The following is a 20,647-nucleotide window of genomic DNA, read 5'->3' as shown; positions in this document are numbered from 1 at the left end:
AGTCGACATCAATACCGACTGAAACACCGCTTTCGCGAGCAGGCTCGCTCCCACATGGGTGTTGCTGAACCGCTTACTGAACGGTCGGAGTCTCGCCAGCCGCCTGCATGCGTTGCAGTTCTTGTGCGTACAGCGCGTCGAAGTTCACCGGAGCCAGCATCAGGGCCGGGAACGAACCGCGGGTCACCAGGCTGTCCAGGGTCTCGCGAGCATACGGGAACAGGATGTTCGGGCAGAACGCGCCGAGGGTGTGGCTCATCGAAGCGTCGTCCAGGTTCTTGATCAGGAAGATCCCGGCCTGTTGCACTTCAGCGATGAACGCCACTTCGTCACCGTTTTTCACGGTCACGGACAAGGTCAGCACGACTTCGTGGAAGTCGCCTTCCAGGGCCTTTTGACGAGTGTTCAGATCCAGACCGACGCTTGGCTCCCACTGCTGGCGGAAGATCGCCGGGCTTTTCGGGGCTTCGAACGACAAGTCACGTACGTAGATGCGCTGCAAGGAGAATTGCGGTGCGGTTTCTTCTTCGCTAGCTGCAGTGTTCTGTTGGTCAGTCATCTCAGATCCTTTCTGATCTTGGGGTCTTATAGGGAAGGCGTTCAGGCCTTGAGCATGGCGTCGAGCTTGCCGGCGCGCTCAAGGGCAAACAAATCATCACAGCCACCAATGTGGCGCTCGCCGATCCAGATCTGCGGCACGGACGTACGTCCGGCCTTCTGGGCCATGGCGGCGCGCACCTGCGGCTTGCCATCGACCTTGATCTCTTCGAAGGCCACGCCTTTGTTTTCGAGCAGGTACTTGGCTCGCGAACAGTAAGGGCAGTAATCGCTGGAATAGACGACGACGTTGCTCATATCACTTCACCAGCGGCAGGTTATCGCCTTTCCAGCTGGAAATACCGCCGGACAGCTTGGCGGCGGTGTAGCCGGATTTCATCAGTTCGCGGGCATGGGTGCCGGCGGTCTGGCCCATGGCATCGACCAGGATGATGGTCTTGGCCTTGTGCTTTTCCAGTTCGGCAATGCGAGCGGTCAGCTTGTCGTGAGGAATATTCAACGCGCCAACAATGTGACCGGCGGCGAAATCCTTGACCGGACGGATGTCGATTACAACGCCCGCGTCCTTGTTGACCAAGCCGGTCAGTTCACCGGTGCTCAGGCTGCGGCCGCCGCCTTGCATCTGATAAGCGATCAGCAACGCCAGCAGTACGACGAAGATACCGACGAGCAGATAGTGGTTAGTGGCGAATTGAATCAGGTTAGCAACCATCGAAGGAGGTTCCAGGGCGTTAAAATGTCGGCCAGTATACACAGCCACTATGGTGGGCCAAACCCCGTCCGGCGGTGACGGCGCAGGAACTTCGCTTTAAACTGCCACTCCCTTTTCCATCGCCCTCTTTTAATTCAGCCACGAGTGGAATCCATGACTACCACGCCTAAACCTTTGGTCCTGATTATTCTCGACGGCTTCGGTCACAGTGAGAGCCCTGAATCCAACGCCGTGTTTGCGGCGAAGAAGCCCGTATTGGACCGCTTGTGGGCCACTGTGCCGAACGGCCTGATCTCCGGCAGCGGCATGGACGTCGGCCTGCCGGACGGCCAGATGGGCAACTCCGAAGTCGGCCACATGAACCTGGGTGCCGGTCGCGTGGTGTATCAAGACTTTACTCGCGTGACCAAATCGATCCGCGACGGCGAGTTTTTCGAAAACCCGACCATCTGCGCCGCTGTGGATAAAGCCGTTGCTGCCGGCAAAGCCGTGCACTTCATGGGCCTGCTGTCCGATGGCGGCGTTCACAGCCACCAGGATCACCTGGTCGCCATGGCCGAACTGGCTTACAAGCGCGGCGCCGAAAAAATCTACCTGCACGCCTTCCTCGATGGCCGCGACACCCCGCCGAAAAGCGCCCAGTCGTCCATCGAACTGCTCGACGCGACTTTCCAGGCGTTGGGCAAAGGCCGGATCGCCAGCATCATCGGCCGTTATTTCGCCATGGACCGTGACAACCGTTGGGACCGCGTATCCCAGGCCTACAACCTGATTGTCGACGGCAACGGCGAATTCAACGCCGCCACCGCACAGGAAGGGCTGCAAGCTGCCTATGAGCGTGGCGAGAGCGACGAATTCGTCAAAGCCACCTCCATCGGCGAGCCGGTGAAAGTCGAAGACGGCGACGCCGTGGTCTTCATGAACTTCCGCGCCGACCGCGCCCGTGAGCTGACCCGCGTGTTCGTCGAAGACGATTTCAAGGAATTCGAACGTGCGCGCCAGCCGAAACTGGCCGGTTTCGTGATGCTGACCCAATACGCCGCCAGCATCCCTGCGCCATCGGCCTTTGCCGCCGGCAGCCTGGACAATGTGTTGGGTGATTACCTGGCGAAAAACGGCAAGACTCAGCTGCGCATCGCCGAAACCGAGAAATACGCCCACGTGACCTTCTTCTTCTCCGGCGGTCGCGAAGAACCGTTCCCGGGCGAAGAACGCATCCTGATTCCGTCGCCGAAAGTCGCCACCTACGACTTGCAGCCCGAGATGAGTGCCCCGGAAGTCACCGACCGCATCGTCGAGGCCATCGAAAACCAGCGTTACGACGTGATCGTGGTCAACTACGCCAACGGCGACATGGTTGGCCACAGCGGCGTGTTTGATGCGGCGGTGAAAGCCGTTGAATGCCTGGACCTGTGCGTCGGCCGTATCGTCGAAGCGCTGGACAAGGTTGGCGGTGAAGCGCTGATTACGGCCGACCACGGCAACGTCGAGCAAATGTCCGATGCCTCCACTGGCCAGGCACACACTGCTCACACCACCGAGCCAGTGCCGTTCATCTATGTCGGCAAGCGGAACTTCAAGGTGCGTGATGGCGGCGTGCTGGCGGATGTCGCGCCGACGATGCTGATGCTGCTGGGGATGGAAAAACCATCTGAAATGACCGGCACGTCGATTCTGGTGTAACCAGATCCATCTGACGACGCCAAACCCTGTGGGAGCGAGCCTGCTCGCGATAGCAATCTGACAGCCAACATCATTGTTGAATGTCAGGGCGCCATCGCGAGCAGGCTCGCTCCCACAGTGGTTTTGGAGTGTTTTCAGAGGCAACGCTGCTCCGGTTATCACACAACCCCAATTGGGCGTTTTTTTTGCGGCGCTTGGCGGGCATACTAGGCCGTCCCTTTCCCTGGTGTCGCCCGCCTCTATGCTTCGCGTCCTGATAGCCCTTGCCCTGACTTGCCTGCTCCAACCGGCCTTCGCTGATGAGCGCGCGCAAACCCAACAACAGTTGGACGCCACGCGTCAGGATATTGCCGAGCTGAAAAAACTGCTGGGCAAGCTGCAGGAAGAAAAATCCGGTGTGCAGAAAGACCTCAAAGGCACCGAGACCGAGATGGGCAAGCTCGAGAAGCAGGTCGAAGCCCTGCAAAAAGAGCTGAAGAAAAGCGAATCCGAGCTGCAGCGACTCGATGGTGAGAAAAAAAAACTCCAGAGCGCGCGCACTGAACAGCAACGACTGATCGCCATTCAGGCCCGTGCGGCCTATCAGAACGGCCGTCAGGAGTACTTGAAGCTCCTGCTGAACCAGCAGAATCCGGAAAAATTCGCCCGAACCCTCACCTATTACGACTACCTGAGCCAGGCCCGCCTGGAGCAGCTGAAGAATTTCAACGAAACCTTGCGCCAACTGGCTAACGTCGAAAAAGACATCGCCCTGCAACAGGCACAATTGCTGGTGCAGAAGAGCAGCCTCGACAGCCAGCGCGACGAACTCGACAAGGTTCGCAAGGAGCGCCAGCAAGTCCTGGCCAAGTTGAGCGACGACGTGAAGGCGCGCGACCAGAAGCTGGCCGCCCGCGAGCAGGATCAGGCAGACCTGTCTAAAGTCCTTAAAACCATCGAAGAAACCCTGGCCCGCCAGGCACGAGAGGCTGAAGAGGCGCGACAAAAAGCGCTCATCGCCCAGCAGGAAGCCGAAAAAAAGCGTTTACGTGAGGCTCAGGAGCAGGCGAATGCCACTGACGCCCCACGCAAACCGGTCAAGTCGAACCCTGGCGCATTGGTTTCCAGTTCAGGCGAGACCTTTGGCGGCCCTTTTGCTTCAAGCCGGGGAAGACTTCCGTGGCCGGTTGATGGTCGACTGCTGGCACGCTTCGGTGAATCCCGTGGCGACGACGCCCGTACCAAGTGGGACGGCGTGATGATCAGCGCCTCCGCCGGCAGCCAGGTGCACGCCGTGCATGGCGGTCGCGTGGTATTCGCCGACTGGTTGCGTGGCGCCGGGCTGTTGGTGATTCTCGACCATGGCAACGGTTTTCTGAGTCTTTATGGTCACAACCAGACGCTGCTCAAGTCTGCGGGTGACGTAGTAAAAGCCGGTGAGTCCATCTCCACTGTCGGTAACAGTGGCGGGCAGGACACACCAGCGCTGTATTTCGCTATTCGTCAGCAGGGTCACCCGAGTGATCCGGCGCAATGGTGTCGTGCGCAAGGATAAGTACGCCATCTACTTCAGGAGTTCGTTAGACATGCTGCATTTGTCCCGCCTTACCTCGCTAGCCCTGACGATCGCCCTGGTGATCGGCGCGCCTCTGGCGTTTGCCGCTCAACCGGCCCCGGCGGTCGCGCCTGCGGGCACTGCTGCGACCACCAAGGCGCCGTTGCCTCTGGAAGAGTTGCGCACCTTTGCCGAGGTCATGGATCGGATCAAGGCCGCCTATGTCGAACCGGTGGACGACAAGACCCTGCTGGAAAACGCCATCAAAGGCATGCTCAGCAACCTCGATCCGCACTCCGCCTATCTGGGCCCGGAAGACTTCGCTGAATTGCAGGAAAGCACCAGCGGCGAATTCGGCGGCCTGGGCATCGAAGTGGGCGCGGAAGACGGTTTCATCAAAGTGGTCTCCCCGATTGATGACACCCCGGCGTCCAAGGCTGGCATTCAGGCTGGCGACTTCATCGTGAAGATCAACGGACAGCCGACTCGCGGCCAGAGCATGACCGAAGCCGTGGACAAGATGCGCGGCAAGATCGGCCAGAAAATCACCCTGACCCTGGTGCGCGACGGCGGTACGCCGTTCGACGTGACCCTGACCCGCGCCATCATTCAGGTGAAGAGCGTCAAGGCGCAGCTGCTGGAGTCGGGCTACGGCTACATCCGCATCACTCAGTTCCAGGTCAAGACCGGCGAAGAAGTGTCCAAAGCCCTGGCCAAGTTGCGCAAGGACAACGGCAAGAAGCTCAACGGCATCATTCTCGACCTGCGCAACAACCCGGGCGGCGTGCTGCAATCGGCAGTGGAAGTGGTCGACCACTTCATCACCAAGGGCCTGATCGTTTACACCAAGGGCCGCATCGCCAACTCCGAACTGCGCTTCTCGGCCACCGGCAAAGACGAAAGCGAAGCCGTGCCAATGGTTACGCTGATCAACGGCGGCAGCGCCTCGGCCTCGGAAATTGTCGCCGGCGCCCTGCAGGATCAAAAACGCGCGGTGGTCATGGGCACCACCAGTTTCGGCAAAGGCTCGGTACAAACCGTGCTGCCACTGAACAACGACCGCGCACTGAAGATCACCACGGCGCTGTACTACACGCCGAACGGCCGCTCGATCCAGGCCCAGGGCATCGTCCCGGACATCGAAGTGCGCAGGGCCAAGATCACCAACGAGCAGGACAGCGAATACTTCAAGGAAGCCGATCTGCAGGGTCACTTGGGCAATGGCAACGGCGGCGCCGACAAACCGAGCGGTTCCAGCAGCAAGGCCAAGGCAATGCCGCAGGATGACGATTACCAACTGGCCCAGGCGCTGAGCCTGCTCAAAGGGCTGAGCATCACCTCCGGTCGCTGAGGTGCGCCTGCGGCTGCTGATCGGTCTGCTGTGCTGTCTGGCGGGCGTTGCCCACGCAACGCCCGCTACCGCTGCGCCGCAGAAAGCCTATCTCACGTTGATCATCGATGACCTGGGGCAGAACCTGCCCCGGGATCGTCGCGTGCTGGCCCTGCCCGGCCCGGTGACAGCGGCGATCATGCCCGACACGCCCCACGCCACCGAATTCGCCCGCGAGGCCCATCGCGCCGGCAAGATCGTCATCCTGCACATGCCCATGGACCCGGCCACCGGCCCGTTTGCCTGGCATCCCGATTTGCCCATCGACGAACTTGAGAAACGCCTGAGCGCGGCGTTCAAGGTCGTGCCTTACACCGCCGGCATCAACAACCATATGGGCAGTCGCATGACCGCTCAGCAACCGGCCATGGCCTGGTTGATGGCGGACTTGCAGCGCCGGCACAAGCTCTTCGTCGACAGCCGCACCAGCGCACAAACCGTCGCGGCAGCCGAGGCACAGAAGATTGGGTTGGCAAGCGTTTCGCGGGATGTGTTTCTGGATGACGAGCGCACCGAAGCGGCGATTTTCACGCAGTTGCAGACGGCGATTAATTTGGCGCACAAGCAAGGCTCGGCGGTGATGATCGGGCATCCGTATCCGCAGACGCTGGCGGTGCTGGAGAGGGAACTGCCCAAGCTCAAGGCTCAGGGCATTGAGTGGATAGACATCAAGCAGATGATCAGCGTGCGCAGCAATCGCGCGACGGCTGCGCATGGAAGGGATGGCGTGTACCGCTAATCCACAACAACACAAAACCACTGTGGGAGCGAGCCTGCTCGCGATGGCGGTGAATCAGCCAACAGTGATGTTGACTGACACTGCCTCATCGCGAGCAGGCTCGCTCCCACACTTGATCAGAGATACCGCGCCATGATGTCGTCCACCACGCCTTCTTTGCGCAGCTGATCCAGCGCGGCTTGCAGCTTGGCCACCACGTCATCTGGAACGTCTTTGTTCAACGCCAGATAGAGTTCGGCGCTGTTGAACCGCAACACCGTCTTGAGACCGTTAACGCCCTCCTGACGCGCCAGATAGCGCCCGGCCGGATCGCCCGTGGCCCACAAATCAATCTGACCACTCACCAGCTTCTTTGCGTTGTCCTGATCGCGCAGCACGACAATGGGCTTCAACCCTTGCTTGGCCAGCGTCTCGGCAATCGCATCGCCCTTGTATGCTCCGATCTTGTATTTGCGCGCCTGATCCAGCGTCTCCAGGCTGATCTTGCTGTCAGCCTTGGCCAGCATGATCCAGTCGTCCGGGCCAATCGGGCCGACCCACTTGAACAGCTTTTCGCGGTCCGGCAAGCGCGCCATCACGAACACGCCGTAACCGGGTTTCTCGAGGGCGAGCTTGTAGATTCGTTCCCAAGGGAAGCGCAGCGTCAGGCTGTAGGTGACGTCGGCACGTTTGAACATCTCGCGGACGATGTCCACGGCAATGCCATTGATGTTCTCGTCCTGAGCGAAGTTCTTGCCGTTCTTCGCCATGTTGTATGGCGGGAAATTTTCCGTCAGTAACACCAGGTCGGTGTCGGGACTTTCTTCAGCGTGGGCTCCATTGATGAGCAACAGAGAAGCGCTGGCGAGGACAAGAAGCAGGCGTTTGATCATGTTGGGCTACCGAAATCCATGGCGTGCCCAAGAGTGCCTTGAGCCCGCCATGCTGTCCACTGGCCTTCATGGATTTGTTTAGCGCATGACGATTCCGCGATGCGCCATGTAGGCCTTGGCTTCCTGCACCGTGTATTCGCCGAAGTGGAAAATACTCGCCGCCAATACGGCGCTGGCGTGGCCTTCGATGATGCCGTCAGCCAGATGCTGCAGGTTGCCGACGCCGCCGGAGGCAATCACCGGGATACCCAGCGCATCGCTGATGGCGCGGGTGACGCCCAGGTCGAAACCGTTTTTCATGCCGTCCTGATCCATGCTGGTCAGCAGGATTTCACCGGCACCCAGGCCTTCCATCTTCTTCGCCCACTCAACGGCGTCGAGGCCGGTTGGCTTGCGCCCGCCGTGGGTGAAAATCTCCCAGCGCGGGGTTTCGCCCGGACCGGAGACTTTCTTGGCGTCGATAGCGACGACGATGCACTGCGAGCCGAAATGCTGGGCCGCTTCGCCGACGAATTCCGGGTTGAATACCGCTGCGGTGTTGATCGAAACCTTGTCCGCACCGGCATTCAGCAAGTTGCGAATGTCCTGCACCGTGCGCACACCACCGCCCACCGTCAGCGGGATGAACACCTGGCTGGCCATGCGCTCGACGGTGTGCAGCGTGGTATCGCGGCCATCGACGCTGGCGGTGATGTCGAGAAAGGTAATTTCGTCAGCGCCCTGCTCGTCGTAGCGACGGGCGATTTCCACCGGATCGCCAGCATCACGAATGTTCTCGAACTTGACGCCCTTGACCACCCGGCCGTTGTCCACGTCCAGGCAAGGGATGATGCGTTTGGCCAGCGCCATGGTCAGTCCTCAGCCTTTGTACGAATCGCAGAAAGCTTGCGCTTCAGCGACATCGAGGGTGCCTTCGTAGATCGCCCGGCCGGTGATGGCGCCGATGATGCCTGGCGCCTTGGCGTCCAGCAGCGACTTGATGTCACCCAGATTGTGGATACCGCCGGAAGCGATGACCGGAATGCGCGTGGCAGCGGCCAGGGCAGCGGTGAACGGTACGTTGCAACCCTGCATCATGCCGTCTTTGGCGATGTCGGTATAAACGATCGCGGACACGCCATCGGCTTCGAACTGCTTGGCCAGGTCGATCACCTGAATGGTGCTGATTTCCGCCCAACCGTCAGTGGCGACGAAACCGTCTTTGGCGTCCAGACCGACGATCACTTTGCCCGGGAACGCACGGCACGCTTCAGCGACGAAGGCCGGATCTTTCACGGCTTTGGTGCCGATAATCACGTAGCTCACGCCTGCTTTGACGTAGTGCTCGATGGTTTCCAGGGAACGGATACCGCCACCGATCTGGATCGGCAGGTTCGGGTAGCGCTTGGCAATGGCGGTGACCACTTCGCCGTTGACCGGCTGGCCTTCGAAGGCGCCGTTCAGGTCGACCAGATGCAGACGACGGCAACCGCCCTCCACCCACTTGGCAGCCATGCTCACCGGGTCATCGGAGAACACCGTGGAATCTTCCATGCGGCCCTGGCGCAGACGAACACAGGCACCGTCTTTAAGATCGATAGCGGGAATAATCAGCATGCTTTTTCCTTCGTCCAAAGAGCTGCAAGCTGCAAGCTATAAGCTGCGAGCACGCACGCGTTTCTACTTCTTGCAGCTTGCAGCTTAAAGCTTGCAGCTGCTCCTATGCTTTCTCGAGCGCCCACAAGTCGCTTTCGATGCTTTCGAACCTCTCTTTGAGGTGCGTCTGCACATCGAAAATCGCCCTGTTGTAATAGTGCGGCGCAATTTCGCGAGTAAACAGCTCAAGGATTTCAGCCGCTTCGAACGAACCCAGGTCCAGTTCGAAGCGATCTTCCATGAAGCGTTTGATCTTGTGATTGGCCTCGTTCTCCTGTTCGGGAGTGAGGGTCAGGATCGGCGGCTTCTTCTTGGCAGCCATTTACCAGCGACCATCCCACGCGGCGAAGTTCTGCAGCAATTGCAGGCCATGGGTATGGCTCTTCTCCGGGTGGAACTGCACGGCGAATCGCGAGCCATCGGCCAGCGCTGCGGCGAAATCGACACCGTAGTGACCGCCACCCACCACCTGCCGCGCATTGCCGGCGGCGATGTAGTAGCTGTGCACGAAGTAGAAACGCGCCAGGTCCGGAATGTTGTGCCACAGCGGGTGACTCACCGTCTGCTTCACTTCGTTCCAGCCCATGTGCGGGACTTTCAGGTGTTCGCCGTCTTCGTGCAGGTCCTTGCCGAAGAACTTCACCTGGCCTGGAAACAGACCGATGCAATCGACGCCGTCGTTCTCTTCACTGCTGTCGAGCAAGGCTTGCATGCCGACACAGATGCCGAGAAACGGACGGTCCTGGCTGACTTCGCGCACCAGCGAATCGAAGCCCAGGCGACGGATCTCCGCCATGCAATCGCGAATCGCGCCGACGCCGGGGAAAACCACCCGGTCGGCTTCGCGAATCACATCGGCATCGCTGGTGATCAGGACCTTGCCGGCACCGACGTGCTCGAGGGCCTTGGCCACCGAGTGCAGGTTGCCCATGCCGTAATCGATAACCGCGACCGTCTGCATTACAGAACGCCTTTGGTCGACGGCATCTGACCGGCCATGCGGTCATCAAGCTCTACGGCCATGCGCAGGGCGCGGCCGAATGCCTTGAACACGGTTTCGATCTGGTGGTGGGTATTGGTGCCACGCAGGTTGTCGATGTGCAGGCTGACCAGCGCATGGTTGACGAAGCCCTGGAAGAATTCCTGGAACAGGTCAACGTCGAAGCCGCCAACGGTGGCGCGGGTGTAGGGAACATGCATCTGCAGGCCAGGACGGCCGGAGAAGTCGATCACCACACGCGATAGCGCTTCATCGAGCGGGACATAGGCGTGGCCGTAGCGACGGATGCCTTTTTTGTCGCCGATGGCTTTGGCGAAGGCCTGACCCAAAGTGATACCAACGTCTTCCACCGTGTGGTGGTCGTCGATATGCAGGTCGCCTTTGCTGACAATATCCAGGTCGATCAGCCCGTGACGGGCGATCTGGTCCAGCATGTGCTCAAGAAAAGGGACACCGATATCAAATCGGGCCTTTCCGGTGCCATCCAGGTTGATCGAGGCTTTGATCTGGGTTTCCAGAGTGTCGCGCTCGACTGACGCCTTACGTTCGGCCATCACCAGCTCCGCAAAATCATTGGGCGAAAAAGGCAACCATTATAGGGGCGCGGGCGCGAAACAGAAACACGGGAGGTGATATCACTGACGGAGTGAATCCGGGAGTATCGGGGATAGACATGTCCATACAAGCGGATTTGATGGCGCCTCAAACAAATGTGGGAGCGAGCCTGCTCGCGAAAGGGCCTCCACATTCAACATCTCTGTCGACTGTCAGACCGCATTCACGAACAGGCTCGCTCCCACAGGGGCAGTGCGTTTTACTTAGTGGAACAGAACCGCCGTCTTCTGCAGGGTCACCCAGACACCCCACGCCAACGGAATCCCCACCACCAGCCACGCAGCAATCGCCAACGGCTTGGTGCCCGGCGCCGCTTTCCACTCCAGCACGGTGCTGGCATCAGCACCCTTGTCGTGGCCCAGCGCCTGTTCGGCAGCCAGTTCGGCGTCAGTCATGAAGTACTTGTCGGCCACCGGGCGAACCATCAGGTTGCACAGGAAACCCAGCACCAGCAAGCCCGCGAGGATGTACAAGGTGATGTCGTAAGCCGCGGCGCGCTCAACGCCGATGCTCAACTGATACTCACGAATGTAGTTCACCAACACCGGACCCAACACGCCCGCCGCCGCCCACGCCGTCAGCAGACGACCGTGGATCGCGCCAACCATTTGCGTACCGAACAGGTCCGCCAGGTAAGCCGGCACGGTCGCAAAACCACCGCCGTACATCGACAGGATGATGCAGAACGCCGCCACGAACAGCGCAACGTTACCCAGGTGACCGAGGTTCGGGATCAGCGCGTACAGGGCAAAGCCCAGGGCGAAGAACACGAAATAGGTGTTTTTACGGCCCAGGTAATCCGAGAACGACGCCCAGAAGAACCGGCCACCAATGTTGAACAGGCTCAGCAAACCGGTGAAACCGGCCGCAATCGCCGCGATAGAAGCCAGTTGCCCGGCGTCCAATTGACCGAACGGCAGGTCAACACCGATCAATTTACCGCCGAACACTTCCTGCAACAGCGGCGAAGCCATGCCCAGGATGCCGATACCCGCCGACACGTTCAGGCACAGCACCAGCCACACCAGACGGAATTGCGGGGTTTTCCACGCCACATTCACGTGGACGTGACGGTGAGTGATCATCGCGTTCGAAGCTTTCTTCGCCGGAGCGGTCCAGCCTTCAGGTTTCCAGCCGGTTGGCGGCACGCGGTAGGACAGTGCACCGCCGATCATGAACACGAAGTAGATCGCGGCCATCACCAGAAAGCTCTGCCACACACCGACGCTGTCTGCCGAAGCGAAGTGGCCCATCAGGGCTGCGGCCAGCGGAGCACCGACCATCGCACCACCACCGAAGCCCATGATCGCCATGCCGGTCGCCATGCCGCGCTTGTCCGGGAACCACTTGATCAGGGTCGACACCGGCGAGATGTAACCCAACCCCAGGCCGATACCGCCAATGACCCCGGAGCCGATCCACATCAGCCAGATCTGGTGGGTATAAATCCCCAGCGCCGAAATCAGCAGACCACCACACCAGCACAGCGCCGATACAACGCCAGCCTTGCGAGGCCCGGCGTGTTCGAGCCAGCCGCCCCAGATCGCTGCCGAGCAGCCGAGGAAGATGAAGAACAGGGTGTAGATCCAGCCGAGCATCGAGATCGGCCAGTCACATTGCGACGAGAAGACTTGCGAGATGAAGCTCATGTCCGGCGCGCAGGCTACCGGCTTGGTCACGCCCAGGGCTTTGGACAGTGGCAACCAGAACACCGAGAAGCCGTAAGCCATGCCGATGCACAGGTGGATGGCCAGTGCGGCCGGTGGTACCAGCCAACGGTTGAAACCGGGCTTGGCGATGATGCGTTCCTTGGACAGGAACCCGGGCTGATTGGCTGTAAAGCCATCCGCCGTGATACTCGTGGTCATTGTGTATCCCCCAATTATTAGTATGGTTCGCCAGCCACTCTTCGCCCCCAGCCTTATGCGCACGCATGACTGTCTTTTTCAGGGTGAAGCTCCATTTTGGTGCGACATCACGTCGCAGAAGGACGGACGAACCGGCAGAGGTTACCATCTGTACGTGACAGAAAAACCAAAGTGATATCACCTTTGTGTAAGTCATCTGTTCTCGTACCACTGAAGGAACCGCCATGCCGATCATTGTCGAGCTGCTGCACGAAGCCACTTATCAGGATCAGCAAGACCTGCAAAAAATTTATCGCGACGCTCCAGACTGGCTGTTCGCCCCGTTTTCAGGGGGTTTGCAGCTGATCGAAAGCTGCCTGGAAGACGGTTCGCTGATCGCCGGACGCTTCAATGATCGGCTGCTCGGCGCGGCTCGCTTGCAACGAAACCACGACGTTTGGCACTTGTCCCAAATCTGCGTGCGAAAAATTACCCGTCGCCGTGGCGTTGCCGAACGAATGGTGGACGAAGCGCGGAAAATGGCTTCGCAATCGGGCGTGACCTTGCGTCTGCTGGCACCTGCCGGGCATCTCGAAGCTCAGGCACTGGCCGCCAAGCTGAAAGTGCCGCTGGATGTGCTGCCGACGTGATCGCTGACCGGTCGTCCGCTTCGGAGCGCTATACTCCCCGGCTAAATTTCGAATTCGACTAACTACAAGGACTCGCCCATGAAAGCGTTCGGCAAAATCCTGGGTCTGGTGCTTCTCGGGCTGTTGCTGATCATTGTGGCGCTGGGCTTTGCCCTGACCCACCTCTTCGATCCCAACGACTATAAAGACGAGATTCGCCAGATTGCCCGCGACAAGGCCCACATCGAGCTGACGCTCAATGGCGATATCGGCTGGAGCCTGTTCCCGTGGCTTGGCCTGGAATTGCACGAAGCCAGTGTCGCGACCCTGGCCAAACCCACCGAACCGTTCGCCGACTTGCAGATGCTGGGTCTGTCTGTGCGCGTGCTGCCGCTGCTGCGCCGCGAAGTACAGATGAGTGACGTGCGCGTCGAAGGCCTTAACCTGCGCCTGAACCGCGACAAGGACGGCCACGGTAACTGGGAAGACATCGGCAAGGCCCCGGCGCCAGTCACCCCGGCCACGCCAGCCGCTACTGCTGGCGAACCTGCGCCTGCGCCGACCACCACCGCCCAGGCGGAAAAACCGGCCCAACCGATTCGCCTGGACATCGACAGCCTGACCGTCAACAACGCCCGCGTTGAATACAACGACGAGAAGACAGGCAAGCAGTTCAGCGCCGAAAGCATCCAGCTGAGCACCGGCCCGGTCCACGACTCGACCAACATTCCGGTCAAACTCACCGCGTTCCTCGGCACCAATCAGCCGGTCCTGCGGGTACGCACCGAGCTCAATGGCGAGCTGCGTTTCGAACGCGCCTTGCAGCGCTACAAATTCGAGGACATGAAGCTCTCCGGCGAAGTCGCCGGCGATCCGCTGCAAGGCAAGACCATGACCTTCGCTGCCCAAGGCCAGTTGCTGCTGGATAAAGCCGCGAACGTCGCCGAATGGACCGGTATCAAGATCTCTGCCAACCAAATGCGCGCACTGGGCGAGTTGAAGGTCAACGACCTCGACAAGACGCCGCAAATCAGCGGCGGCATTTCGATTGCTCAGTTCGACCTGGCGAAATTCGTCGACAGCATCGGCCAGACACTCCCGGCCATGGCCGAAGGCAGCCTGAGCAAAGTCGAGCTGGTCAGCCGTCTGGCGGGCACGCCTGCGAGCCTGTCGCTCGACAACATCAACCTGAAAGTCGACGACAGCAGCTTCAGTGGCCGCATCGCCGTCGAGGACTTCGCCAAGCAATCGCTGCGCGCAACCCTCAAGGCCGACACCTTCAACGTTGACCGCTATCTGCCACCCAAGTCCGCCGAAGCCAGTAGCGCGACGCAAGTGCGTCAGGCCGAAGTCGCCAGCACCGAGGCCGACGCCATGGCCGGCGCCGGCAGCACACCGTTGCCCGCCGCACCGACCAAAACTGCGTGGAGTACAGAACGCCTGTTGCCGGTAGAACGCTTGCGCAAACTCGACGTACAGGCCGACCTGACCTTCGGCCAGTTGACCCTCGACAAACTGCCGATTCAGAACGCAACGCTCAAGGCCGCTGGCCAAGGCGGCCTGCTGACTCTGGAGGAACTGCGCGGCGACCTGTACGGCGGCAACTTCGAAGCCAAGGGCACCCTGGACGTGCGCCAGGAAGTACCGGCGCTGAACATGCAGACGCGCATCACCAAAGTGCCCGTGGAAAAAATCCTTGAAAGCCAAGGGAAGAATCCACCGGTCAACGGCCTGGTGACGCTCAACAGCGCGCTGACCGGCAGCGGCAACAGCCAGCAAGCGCTGATCGAGACGCTCAACGGCAACGCCAGTTTCGTCATCAACAACGGCGTGCTGCTCAACGCCAACCTTGAACAACAGCTGTGCAAAGGCATCGCCACACTCAACCGCAAAAGCCTCAGCGGCGAGCCACGGGGCAAGGACACACCGTTCCAGGAGCTCAACGGTAACCTGACCTTCCGTAACGGCGTGGCCAGCAATCCTGACCTGAAAGTGCGCATCCCGGGCATGACCGTCAAAGGTGACGGCGACGTCGACCTGCGAGTACTGGGCATGGATTATCGCGTGGGCGTGATCGTCGAAGGCGACAAGAGCGACATGCCGGACCCGGCCTGCCAGGTCGGCGAGAAGTTCGTCGGCATCGAGTGGCCGCTGCGCTGCCGTGGCCCGCTGGAACTGGGCGCCAAGGCGTGCCGTCTCGATAACGAACGCATGGGCGAGGTCGCGAGCAAACTGGCGGGCGAGCGGATCAGTGAAAAAATCGACGAGAAGCTTGGCGACAAGGTCAGCCCCGAACTGAAAAACGCGCTGAAGGGGCTGTTCAAGCGATGAGAGCCGAGCAGTTTTCAACGGCGGTGCTGGACTGGTACGACCGCCACGGCCGCCACGATTTGCCTTGGCAACAAGGCATCACGCCGTATCGGGTGTGGGTCTCGGAGATCATGCTGCAACAGACCCAGGTCAGCACCGTGCTGAATTATTTCGACCGTTTCATGGCTTCGCTGCCGACGGTCGAGGCCCTGGCTGCCGCGCCGGAAGACGAAGTGCTGCACCTGTGGACCGGCCTGGGTTACTACACTCGCGCACGCAATTTGCAGAAAACCGCAAAGATCGTCGTGGCCGAGTACGGCGGCGAGTTTCCGCGAGATGTCGAAAAGCTTGTCGAGTTGCCGGGCATCGGCCTGTCCACGGCTGGCGCCATCGCCAGCCTGAGCATGGGCCTGCGGGCGCCGATCCTCGATGGCAACGTCAAACGGGTGCTGGCGCGCTTTACCGCGCAAGAGGGATATCCGGGCGAGCCGAAGGTCGCCAAACAGCTGTGGGCGAACGCTGAGCGCTTCACGCCGCATGATCGGGTCAACGCCTACACCCAGGCGATGATGGATCTGGGCGCCACGCTCTGCACCCGCAGCAAACCGAGTTGCCTGCTCTGCCCGCTGGAAAAGGGCTGCGAAGCGCACATGCTTGGCCTGGAAACCCGCTACCCGATCCCGAAGCCGCGCAAGACCGTGCCACAGAAGCGCACGTTGATGCCGATGCTCGCCAACGGCGAAGGCGCGATTCTGCTTTACCGCCGGCCTTCTACGGGCTTGTGGGGCGGTCTGTGGAGCCTGCCGGAACTCGATGACCTCGACGACCTGCAACATCTGGCCTCGCAGCACTCGCTGGAACTGGGCACGCAACAAGCGCTGCCGAGTCTGGTCCACACCTTCAGCCACTTCCAGTTGTCCATCGAACCCTGGCTGGTTCAGGTCCAGGAGGCCGGCCATCACGTGGCCGAGGCCGACTGGCTCTGGTATAACCTCGCCACCCCGCCGCGCCTGGGCCTTGCCGCCCCGGTCAAAACCTTGCTCGAACGCGCGGCCGCCGTATTGAACGCAGGAGAGTTGTCATGACCCGCACCATCATGTGCCGCAAGTACAAAGAAGAATTGCCCGCCCTGGAGCGCGCTCCATTCCCGGGCGCCAAAGGTCAGGACATTTTTGACCATGTCTCGGCCAAGGCCTGGGCCGACTGGCAGAAACACCAGACCCTGCTGATCAACGAAAAACGCCTGAACATGATGAACGCCGAAGACCGCAAATACCTTCAGGGCGAGATGGACAAGTACTTCTCTGGCGAGGAATACGCCAAGGCTGACGGCTACGTTCCGCCGGCAGAATAATCCCGATTTATCGGGGGTCGGAACGTAAGCGACGGTAATAGTTAAATTTTTTTTGAAAACTTGCTTGACGACCCCCTGAAAAACCCGTTTAATGCGCCCCGTTGCCCAGATAGCTCAGTCGGTAGAGCAGGGGATTGAAAATCCCCGTGTCGGCGGTTCGATTCCGTCTCTGGGCACCAAATACCGAAAACCCTGAATCGCAAGATTCAGGGTTTTTTTATGCCTGGGATTTGATGGGGCTCGGCTCCCGACGGTCTTCTACGACTGATTCCTACAGGCGGAGGCCTTAAAACAGCCGCACGTTTGCGCTTTAATACCCGGAATTTCTTTTCTGAAAAGGGCAGAAGCCGATGGCATCTCTGACCCAGCAACAAAAGCGAGCCAAACGCGCCAAGGTAAAAGCCAAGCAACAACGCGTAGCCCGAAGCGCACACCTATCGGTATTGCCCCACAGCCTTCCTGAAAGACTAGGCTCCATCGATTGGTTCGAGGAACTGTTTGCTCATCTGCTGGAAGCGGAAAATCAAAGCCGCAAAGAGCTATTCGTAGCTCTGTTCATTTCCCTCGCTGATTTGATTTCACTGAATCACGATCTCGAGTCAGAGCGGAATGAGGCGAATGATTCATCCGAAGCAATGGCGATGCTCAGTCGATGCTTTGTGGTTGACTATCGAAAGTGGGCCCATGGCGCTACGGAAACCGAAACTCTTGAATGGCTTATCAGACCTGATGTGATTGAAGATTTTTCTCAGGCCAAGGATGAAGTGATCGCCGGATTCAAGGCAGATCTACCTGAAGATGACGAGTAACCTCGCTCGCGAACGAGTAGACCGAACAGGTGATACCCCGCGCATCGACGATGCCTATTACAAGCGCCTGATACTCGACTACCTGAGGCACTATGGCTCAGCCTCCCTCGACGAGCTGGTAATGCTGATCCTAGACAAACTTTCAGACGCCTAAGACGAAAAGCAGAAATGGCACAAATTTCGCCACCTGCTCCATGCGATATCGACACGTGACAAAACCATTGAAAAAGCAGGCGGTTTGCACGAAGGTCGATGGATTCTAAAGCCTGAGCCAAGCATCTTTATCTAGACAAACTTTAGTCAAACTCTGCCGCTGAGCCGGGTTCAATTGAGCTGTGAAGGATCGCACATGCCCGTTGCCCCCTGCCGCTGCGCGGGGATTTTCAAGGATGAACGACGTTCAGGTATCAAGGAATGAGTGGCTACGTGCCCAACCCTCCAAAGGGTTATCGCAACACCGGTGTTGAACCTGTAGATATCGGCGCTCAACGCTGGGCGGAATACAAAGACCTCCCCCAAAAGCGAGATGCGAAGCCCGACTCCATGGGCTGTGTGTTCGCCAAAAACTGCAATCTCCCCGACGGCGTAATCGACTACAGGAACCCTGCGGGGTTTGTGCCCGTTGATAAACTTGCTGATTACGGGCTCTGGGCAGTCCTGGGCACTGCGGCAGCAACTACAGCTCAAGGCACCCCGCTGCAACTGGTGGGAGGCTCTGCTACTAGCAGCGCCATTGCCAAACGTCTTGGCGGGTCACTCGCCCTCACCCTGCTGGAAGGATCAGCAACTGTTGCTGCCGGCGCTGCAATGGGGACCGTCGCGCTGTTGATACCGAACACAAATATTTCCCCGGACAGCGCCTTCTACAAGAATGAGCAATACGCGTCACTTGATACAGGCCGCACACGTGTCCGGATCAATGTGAAGACGTTGCCGGACGGCTCCGTTAACGCTTATGGGTTCTACACAGGCGGAAAAAAGGAGTGGGAAAACGTTCGAGTCATAGAGGCGGCCAAGGACGGCGAAAAGTTTGTTGCAGACATCGGCAACGGCATTGGCCTCACATGGACGCCAGCGGCGAATCCTGACGATGTGCTGGGTATCCCTGCGCTGGAGGGAGCTCCGCAACGCCCTTCTGTATGGGTGTACCCACCGACCGAACAATCTAACAAAGCATTGGTGAACCCAGAGCATCCCCCTGAGTATCAGGACGCCATAATCTGGTTTCCAAGCACAGACATACAACCGATCTACATCATGCTCAGCGCCCGACTTAGCTCGGGGACCGTCACAGGCGTGGGAGAAGATGTAGCCGGCATCTGGCTTGCGGGAGCGAATACGGGCTTGGGCGCACCAATTCCAACGCGGATAGCAGATGTACTACGGGGACGTGAGTTTTCAAGCTTCAACACATTCAGAACTGCATTCTGGACGGCTGTGAAGAATGACCCAGAGCTTTTCAGCCAATTCAATGAAGACGCTCAAGACCGTTTGATGTCAGGCAATGCCCCGGCCGTTCGTGAGAGAGAGGCCGTAGGAACCCGGGGTGTATTTGAGATACACCACGTAGAGCAGATTGCCGATGGCGGCGCGGTCTACGATGTAGATAATTTAAGGGTCAACACCCCCAAGAACCACATCAATCAGCATAGGAAGAAGTAGGCGCGCCATGGCAAACATTTCTGATTACACCGAAGCAGATTTCATCGCTTTCATTCAAAAGATACGCGCGACCAACAAAGGAGGATCAGACGAAGAACTTGGCGAGCTACTGGCCCAATTCAGGAAGCTTGCAGGTCACCCCGACGGCACCGATCTCATTTTTTACCCAGAACCGGGCGAGGATAATTCCGCCGAAGGCGTGACTCAGACGGTGAAGGAGTGGCGGGCAGCGCAGGGCTTGCCTGGCTTCAAAGGCGCGTAACAACTCGACGCGTCGTAGATGTCGCACAGCCCGATCGAAGCCGGTATCCAGCTGGTATCCACGGTTTGGTTAGATCCAGCGCGGATACACTGGGTGGTGCGCTCCGCAACGCCTCAAGGGTAAAGGCTGCGCAACGGTCAGCAAGCTCATCAAAACTATGCATAGGTCTTCTCTTGTATGACTTGGCTTATTCTTACAGTAGACGTTGGTCGGTCTGACTGAGAGGCTACTCATCCAGCCACCGTTGGTATTATTACAGGGCGAGCTCCCCGATTTACGATCACTAAAACGTGTCGCCGTATGCTGTGGTGGTCGCCCCGGCCGCGTTGTTGTAGCGTGTCCTCCTTCACACGCGGCGAGCAAGAGCGGTTATTTTTGCGGCAATTCAAAACGCCCTCCGCTAAGGAAGCACTTCATGCCCAGCTATACGCCCGAAGACCTGAAACGACGCGCATTCGAGCGAGCAGCTTGGGTGCTGGAGCATCACTGGGAAGAGCAGAAGGATTTGTTGCCCCGTGCGGCACGTGTGCACTCCAGGATTTTCGATACCCTCATCCACTCAAGCCTCATCCTATACGGGGAATCTGTGAAAGGGGCTGGACACACAGAACACCTTGTCCCCTGCTCGCTTATCCGTGACCAAGCTTTCAAGATGTTCTGGAATGGCAAAGACGTCGGAGCGGTCGCCCACATGCTTCAGCGAACGCTAAAAATTGCCCATATCACCAAAGAGGAAGCAAGATTCCTCGATTACGAGCTTGGCTATAAGACGACAATGCCTGACGGCTGGTGCTTTGAAACGGGGTCTGTGACTGAGCGCCTGGATGTTGCGGGGATCAAGCTGACATCGGTCAATCCGGGCCAATAGATGACGCAACCGATAGGATGACCACCCGGTAACCACTTCACCTGGTTATCATTCATCAAAGAGATCTCCGTTACGGATTCATCCGGTGCATTCGACTTAATGCGCCAGCAACTGATACGACTATGCATAAACGCTAATCTGGCTATGAAAAGGATATCGAAAACGTGG

At 59.0% G+C, this 20,647-nt stretch carries 22 protein-coding genes and 1 tRNA gene; 13 read left to right on the top strand and 10 right to left on the bottom strand.

Features of this window, described 5'->3' with window-relative positions:
- Positions 1 to 73: 73 nt before the first annotated feature.
- From secB to RHP74_RS02040, 3 genes are read right to left on the bottom strand one after another with little or no spacing between them, the layout of a single operon-like run.
- Positions 74 to 559 (bottom strand): protein-export chaperone SecB, encoded by a 486-nt coding sequence (gene secB, locus RHP74_RS02050; protein ID WP_007949026.1) that lies wholly within the window; start codon positions 557 to 559, stop codon positions 74 to 76.
- Positions 560 to 600: 41 nt separating this feature from the next.
- On the bottom strand, positions 601 to 855 hold the full coding sequence (grxC, locus tag RHP74_RS02045) for a glutaredoxin 3 (protein WP_010464569.1): 255 nt from the start codon (positions 853 to 855) through the stop codon (positions 601 to 603).
- A gap of 1 nt (position 856) precedes the next feature.
- The gene (locus RHP74_RS02040; RefSeq protein ID WP_010464571.1) at positions 857 to 1,270 is read right to left on the bottom strand and encodes a rhodanese-like domain-containing protein; all 414 of its coding nucleotides are present in this window, start codon (positions 1,268 to 1,270) and stop codon (positions 857 to 859) included.
- Between the two features lie 153 nt (positions 1,271 to 1,423).
- Between RHP74_RS02040 and gpmI the strand changes: the two genes are divergently transcribed.
- The 4 genes from gpmI to RHP74_RS02020 all read left to right on the top strand — a co-directional run bounded on the left by gpmI (position 1,424) and on the right by RHP74_RS02020 (position 6,616).
- Positions 1,424 to 2,953 carry a 2,3-bisphosphoglycerate-independent phosphoglycerate mutase gene (gene gpmI, locus RHP74_RS02035; RefSeq protein ID WP_010464572.1) on the top strand — a complete coding sequence of 510 codons (1,530 nt, stop codon included), beginning with the start codon at positions 1,424 to 1,426 and terminating at the stop codon, positions 2,951 to 2,953.
- 241 nt (positions 2,954 to 3,194) lie between these two features.
- On the top strand, positions 3,195 to 4,487 hold the full coding sequence (locus tag RHP74_RS02030) for a murein hydrolase activator EnvC (RefSeq protein WP_083375247.1): 1,293 nt from the start codon (positions 3,195 to 3,197) through the stop codon (positions 4,485 to 4,487).
- A gap of 31 nt (positions 4,488 to 4,518) precedes the next feature.
- Entirely contained in the window at positions 4,519 to 5,838 is a 1,320-nt protein-coding gene (locus tag RHP74_RS02025; protein WP_010464576.1) for a S41 family peptidase, read from the top strand.
- Between the two features lies 1 nt (position 5,839).
- Positions 5,840 to 6,616: a divergent polysaccharide deacetylase family protein gene (locus tag RHP74_RS02020; RefSeq protein ID WP_311097527.1), complete on the top strand. Its 777-nt coding sequence runs from the start codon at positions 5,840 to 5,842 to the stop codon at positions 6,614 to 6,616.
- A gap of 116 nt (positions 6,617 to 6,732) precedes the next feature.
- On the opposite strand, the gene RHP74_RS02015 is transcribed toward RHP74_RS02020, so the two are convergent.
- From RHP74_RS02015 to RHP74_RS01985, 7 genes are all read right to left on the bottom strand, one after another.
- Complete coding sequence (locus RHP74_RS02015; RefSeq protein ID WP_010464581.1) at positions 6,733 to 7,488, bottom strand: ABC transporter substrate-binding protein; 756 nt, start codon at positions 7,486 to 7,488, stop codon at positions 6,733 to 6,735.
- Positions 7,489 to 7,566: 78 nt separating this feature from the next.
- A complete protein-coding gene (gene hisF, locus RHP74_RS02010; RefSeq protein WP_007972752.1) occupies positions 7,567 to 8,337 on the bottom strand; it encodes an imidazole glycerol phosphate synthase subunit HisF in 771 nt (256 codons plus the stop codon).
- Between the two features lie 9 nt (positions 8,338 to 8,346).
- Positions 8,347 to 9,084 (bottom strand): 1-(5-phosphoribosyl)-5-[(5-phosphoribosylamino)methylideneamino]imidazole-4-carboxamide isomerase, encoded by a 738-nt coding sequence (gene hisA / locus RHP74_RS02005; protein ID WP_010464588.1) that lies wholly within the window; start codon positions 9,082 to 9,084, stop codon positions 8,347 to 8,349.
- Positions 9,085 to 9,187: 103 nt separating this feature from the next.
- A complete protein-coding gene (locus RHP74_RS02000) occupies positions 9,188 to 9,445 on the bottom strand; it encodes a DUF2164 domain-containing protein (RefSeq protein WP_010464590.1) in 258 nt (85 codons plus the stop codon).
- Positions 9,446 to 10,084, bottom strand: a complete 639-nt coding sequence (gene hisH, locus RHP74_RS01995) for an imidazole glycerol phosphate synthase subunit HisH (protein ID WP_010464592.1) — start codon at positions 10,082 to 10,084, stop codon at positions 9,446 to 9,448.
- Entirely contained in the window at positions 10,084 to 10,677 is a 594-nt protein-coding gene (gene hisB / locus RHP74_RS01990; protein ID WP_003218037.1) for an imidazoleglycerol-phosphate dehydratase HisB, read from the bottom strand. Before hisB ends, hisH begins: the two co-directional genes overlap by 1 nt.
- 264 nt (positions 10,678 to 10,941) lie before the next feature.
- Positions 10,942 to 12,606 (bottom strand): OFA family MFS transporter, encoded by a 1,665-nt coding sequence (locus RHP74_RS01985; protein ID WP_010464600.1) that lies wholly within the window; start codon positions 12,604 to 12,606, stop codon positions 10,942 to 10,944.
- 224 nt (positions 12,607 to 12,830) lie between these two features.
- On the opposite strand from RHP74_RS01985, the gene RHP74_RS01980 reads away from it, so the two are divergent.
- The 9 genes from RHP74_RS01980 (at position 12,831) to RHP74_RS01940 (ending at position 20,479) form a co-directional block, all read left to right on the top strand.
- On the top strand, positions 12,831 to 13,235 hold the full coding sequence (locus tag RHP74_RS01980; protein WP_077747588.1) for an acetyl-CoA sensor PanZ family protein: 405 nt from the start codon (positions 12,831 to 12,833) through the stop codon (positions 13,233 to 13,235).
- A gap of 78 nt (positions 13,236 to 13,313) precedes the next feature.
- Positions 13,314 to 15,545 carry an AsmA family protein gene (locus tag RHP74_RS01975; protein WP_311097516.1) on the top strand — a complete coding sequence of 744 codons (2,232 nt, stop codon included), beginning with the start codon at positions 13,314 to 13,316 and terminating at the stop codon, positions 15,543 to 15,545.
- The gene (gene mutY, locus RHP74_RS01970; protein ID WP_077747586.1) at positions 15,542 to 16,609 is read left to right on the top strand and encodes an A/G-specific adenine glycosylase; all 1,068 of its coding nucleotides are present in this window, start codon (positions 15,542 to 15,544) and stop codon (positions 16,607 to 16,609) included. Before RHP74_RS01975 ends, mutY begins: the two co-directional genes overlap by 4 nt.
- Positions 16,606 to 16,878: an oxidative damage protection protein gene (locus tag RHP74_RS01965; RefSeq protein ID WP_010464608.1), complete on the top strand. Its 273-nt coding sequence runs from the start codon at positions 16,606 to 16,608 to the stop codon at positions 16,876 to 16,878. The genes mutY and RHP74_RS01965 overlap by 4 nt, the downstream gene beginning before the upstream one ends.
- 103 nt (positions 16,879 to 16,981) lie before the next feature.
- Positions 16,982 to 17,057: transfer RNA gene (locus RHP74_RS01960), tRNA-Phe, on the top strand.
- A gap of 171 nt (positions 17,058 to 17,228) precedes the next feature.
- The gene (locus tag RHP74_RS01955; RefSeq protein ID WP_311097512.1) at positions 17,229 to 17,687 is read left to right on the top strand and encodes a hypothetical protein; all 459 of its coding nucleotides are present in this window, start codon (positions 17,229 to 17,231) and stop codon (positions 17,685 to 17,687) included.
- A 414-nt stretch (positions 17,688 to 18,101) separates the two neighbouring features.
- Positions 18,102 to 19,349: an S-type pyocin domain-containing protein gene (locus RHP74_RS01950; protein WP_311097510.1), complete on the top strand. Its 1,248-nt coding sequence runs from the start codon at positions 18,102 to 18,104 to the stop codon at positions 19,347 to 19,349.
- Between the two features lie 7 nt (positions 19,350 to 19,356).
- Complete coding sequence (locus RHP74_RS01945) at positions 19,357 to 19,611, top strand: bacteriocin immunity protein (protein WP_311097508.1); 255 nt, start codon at positions 19,357 to 19,359, stop codon at positions 19,609 to 19,611.
- A gap of 415 nt (positions 19,612 to 20,026) precedes the next feature.
- Complete coding sequence (locus RHP74_RS01940) at positions 20,027 to 20,479, top strand: hypothetical protein (protein ID WP_311097507.1); 453 nt, start codon at positions 20,027 to 20,029, stop codon at positions 20,477 to 20,479.
- Positions 20,480 to 20,647 lie beyond the last annotated feature (168 nt).

This window comes from Pseudomonas sp. SG20052 (genome assembly GCF_031766055.1).
GTDB lineage: Bacteria > Pseudomonadota > Gammaproteobacteria > Pseudomonadales > Pseudomonadaceae > Aquipseudomonas > Aquipseudomonas mandelii.
This window is presented reverse-complemented; position numbering and strand designations above follow the sequence as displayed.

What these genes read in the sequence shown, in the direction of transcription:
- secB (WP_007949026.1), bottom strand. Translation starts at nt 559, where the DNA reads ATGACTGACCAACAGAACACTGCAGCTAGCGAAGAAGAAACCGCACCG.
- grxC (WP_010464569.1), bottom strand. Translation starts at nt 855, where the DNA reads ATGAGCAACGTCGTCGTCTATTCCAGCGATTACTGCCCTTACTGTTCG.
- RHP74_RS02040 (WP_010464571.1), bottom strand. Translation starts at nt 1,270, where the DNA reads ATGGTTGCTAACCTGATTCAATTCGCCACTAACCACTATCTGCTCGTC.
- gpmI (WP_010464572.1), top strand. Translation starts at nt 1,424, where the DNA reads ATGACTACCACGCCTAAACCTTTGGTCCTGATTATTCTCGACGGCTTC.
- RHP74_RS02030 (WP_083375247.1), top strand. Translation starts at nt 3,195, where the DNA reads ATGCTTCGCGTCCTGATAGCCCTTGCCCTGACTTGCCTGCTCCAACCG.
- RHP74_RS02025 (WP_010464576.1), top strand. Translation starts at nt 4,519, where the DNA reads ATGCTGCATTTGTCCCGCCTTACCTCGCTAGCCCTGACGATCGCCCTG.
- RHP74_RS02015 (WP_010464581.1), bottom strand. Translation starts at nt 7,488, where the DNA reads ATGATCAAACGCCTGCTTCTTGTCCTCGCCAGCGCTTCTCTGTTGCTC.
- hisF (WP_007972752.1), bottom strand. Translation starts at nt 8,337, where the DNA reads ATGGCGCTGGCCAAACGCATCATCCCTTGCCTGGACGTGGACAACGGC.
- hisA (WP_010464588.1), bottom strand. Translation starts at nt 9,084, where the DNA reads ATGCTGATTATTCCCGCTATCGATCTTAAAGACGGTGCCTGTGTTCGT.
- RHP74_RS02000 (WP_010464590.1), bottom strand. Translation starts at nt 9,445, where the DNA reads ATGGCTGCCAAGAAGAAGCCGCCGATCCTGACCCTCACTCCCGAACAG.
- hisH (WP_010464592.1), bottom strand. Translation starts at nt 10,084, where the DNA reads ATGCAGACGGTCGCGGTTATCGATTACGGCATGGGCAACCTGCACTCG.
- hisB (WP_003218037.1), bottom strand. Translation starts at nt 10,677, where the DNA reads ATGGCCGAACGTAAGGCGTCAGTCGAGCGCGACACTCTGGAAACCCAG.
- RHP74_RS01985 (WP_010464600.1), bottom strand. Translation starts at nt 12,606, where the DNA reads ATGACCACGAGTATCACGGCGGATGGCTTTACAGCCAATCAGCCCGGG.
- RHP74_RS01980 (WP_077747588.1), top strand. Translation starts at nt 12,831, where the DNA reads ATGCCGATCATTGTCGAGCTGCTGCACGAAGCCACTTATCAGGATCAG.
- RHP74_RS01975 (WP_311097516.1), top strand. Translation starts at nt 13,314, where the DNA reads ATGAAAGCGTTCGGCAAAATCCTGGGTCTGGTGCTTCTCGGGCTGTTG.
- mutY (WP_077747586.1), top strand. Translation starts at nt 15,542, where the DNA reads ATGAGAGCCGAGCAGTTTTCAACGGCGGTGCTGGACTGGTACGACCGC.
- RHP74_RS01965 (WP_010464608.1), top strand. Translation starts at nt 16,606, where the DNA reads ATGACCCGCACCATCATGTGCCGCAAGTACAAAGAAGAATTGCCCGCC.
- RHP74_RS01955 (WP_311097512.1), top strand. Translation starts at nt 17,229, where the DNA reads ATGGCATCTCTGACCCAGCAACAAAAGCGAGCCAAACGCGCCAAGGTA.
- RHP74_RS01950 (WP_311097510.1), top strand. Translation starts at nt 18,102, where the DNA reads ATGAGTGGCTACGTGCCCAACCCTCCAAAGGGTTATCGCAACACCGGT.
- RHP74_RS01945 (WP_311097508.1), top strand. Translation starts at nt 19,357, where the DNA reads ATGGCAAACATTTCTGATTACACCGAAGCAGATTTCATCGCTTTCATT.
- RHP74_RS01940 (WP_311097507.1), top strand. Translation starts at nt 20,027, where the DNA reads ATGCCCAGCTATACGCCCGAAGACCTGAAACGACGCGCATTCGAGCGA.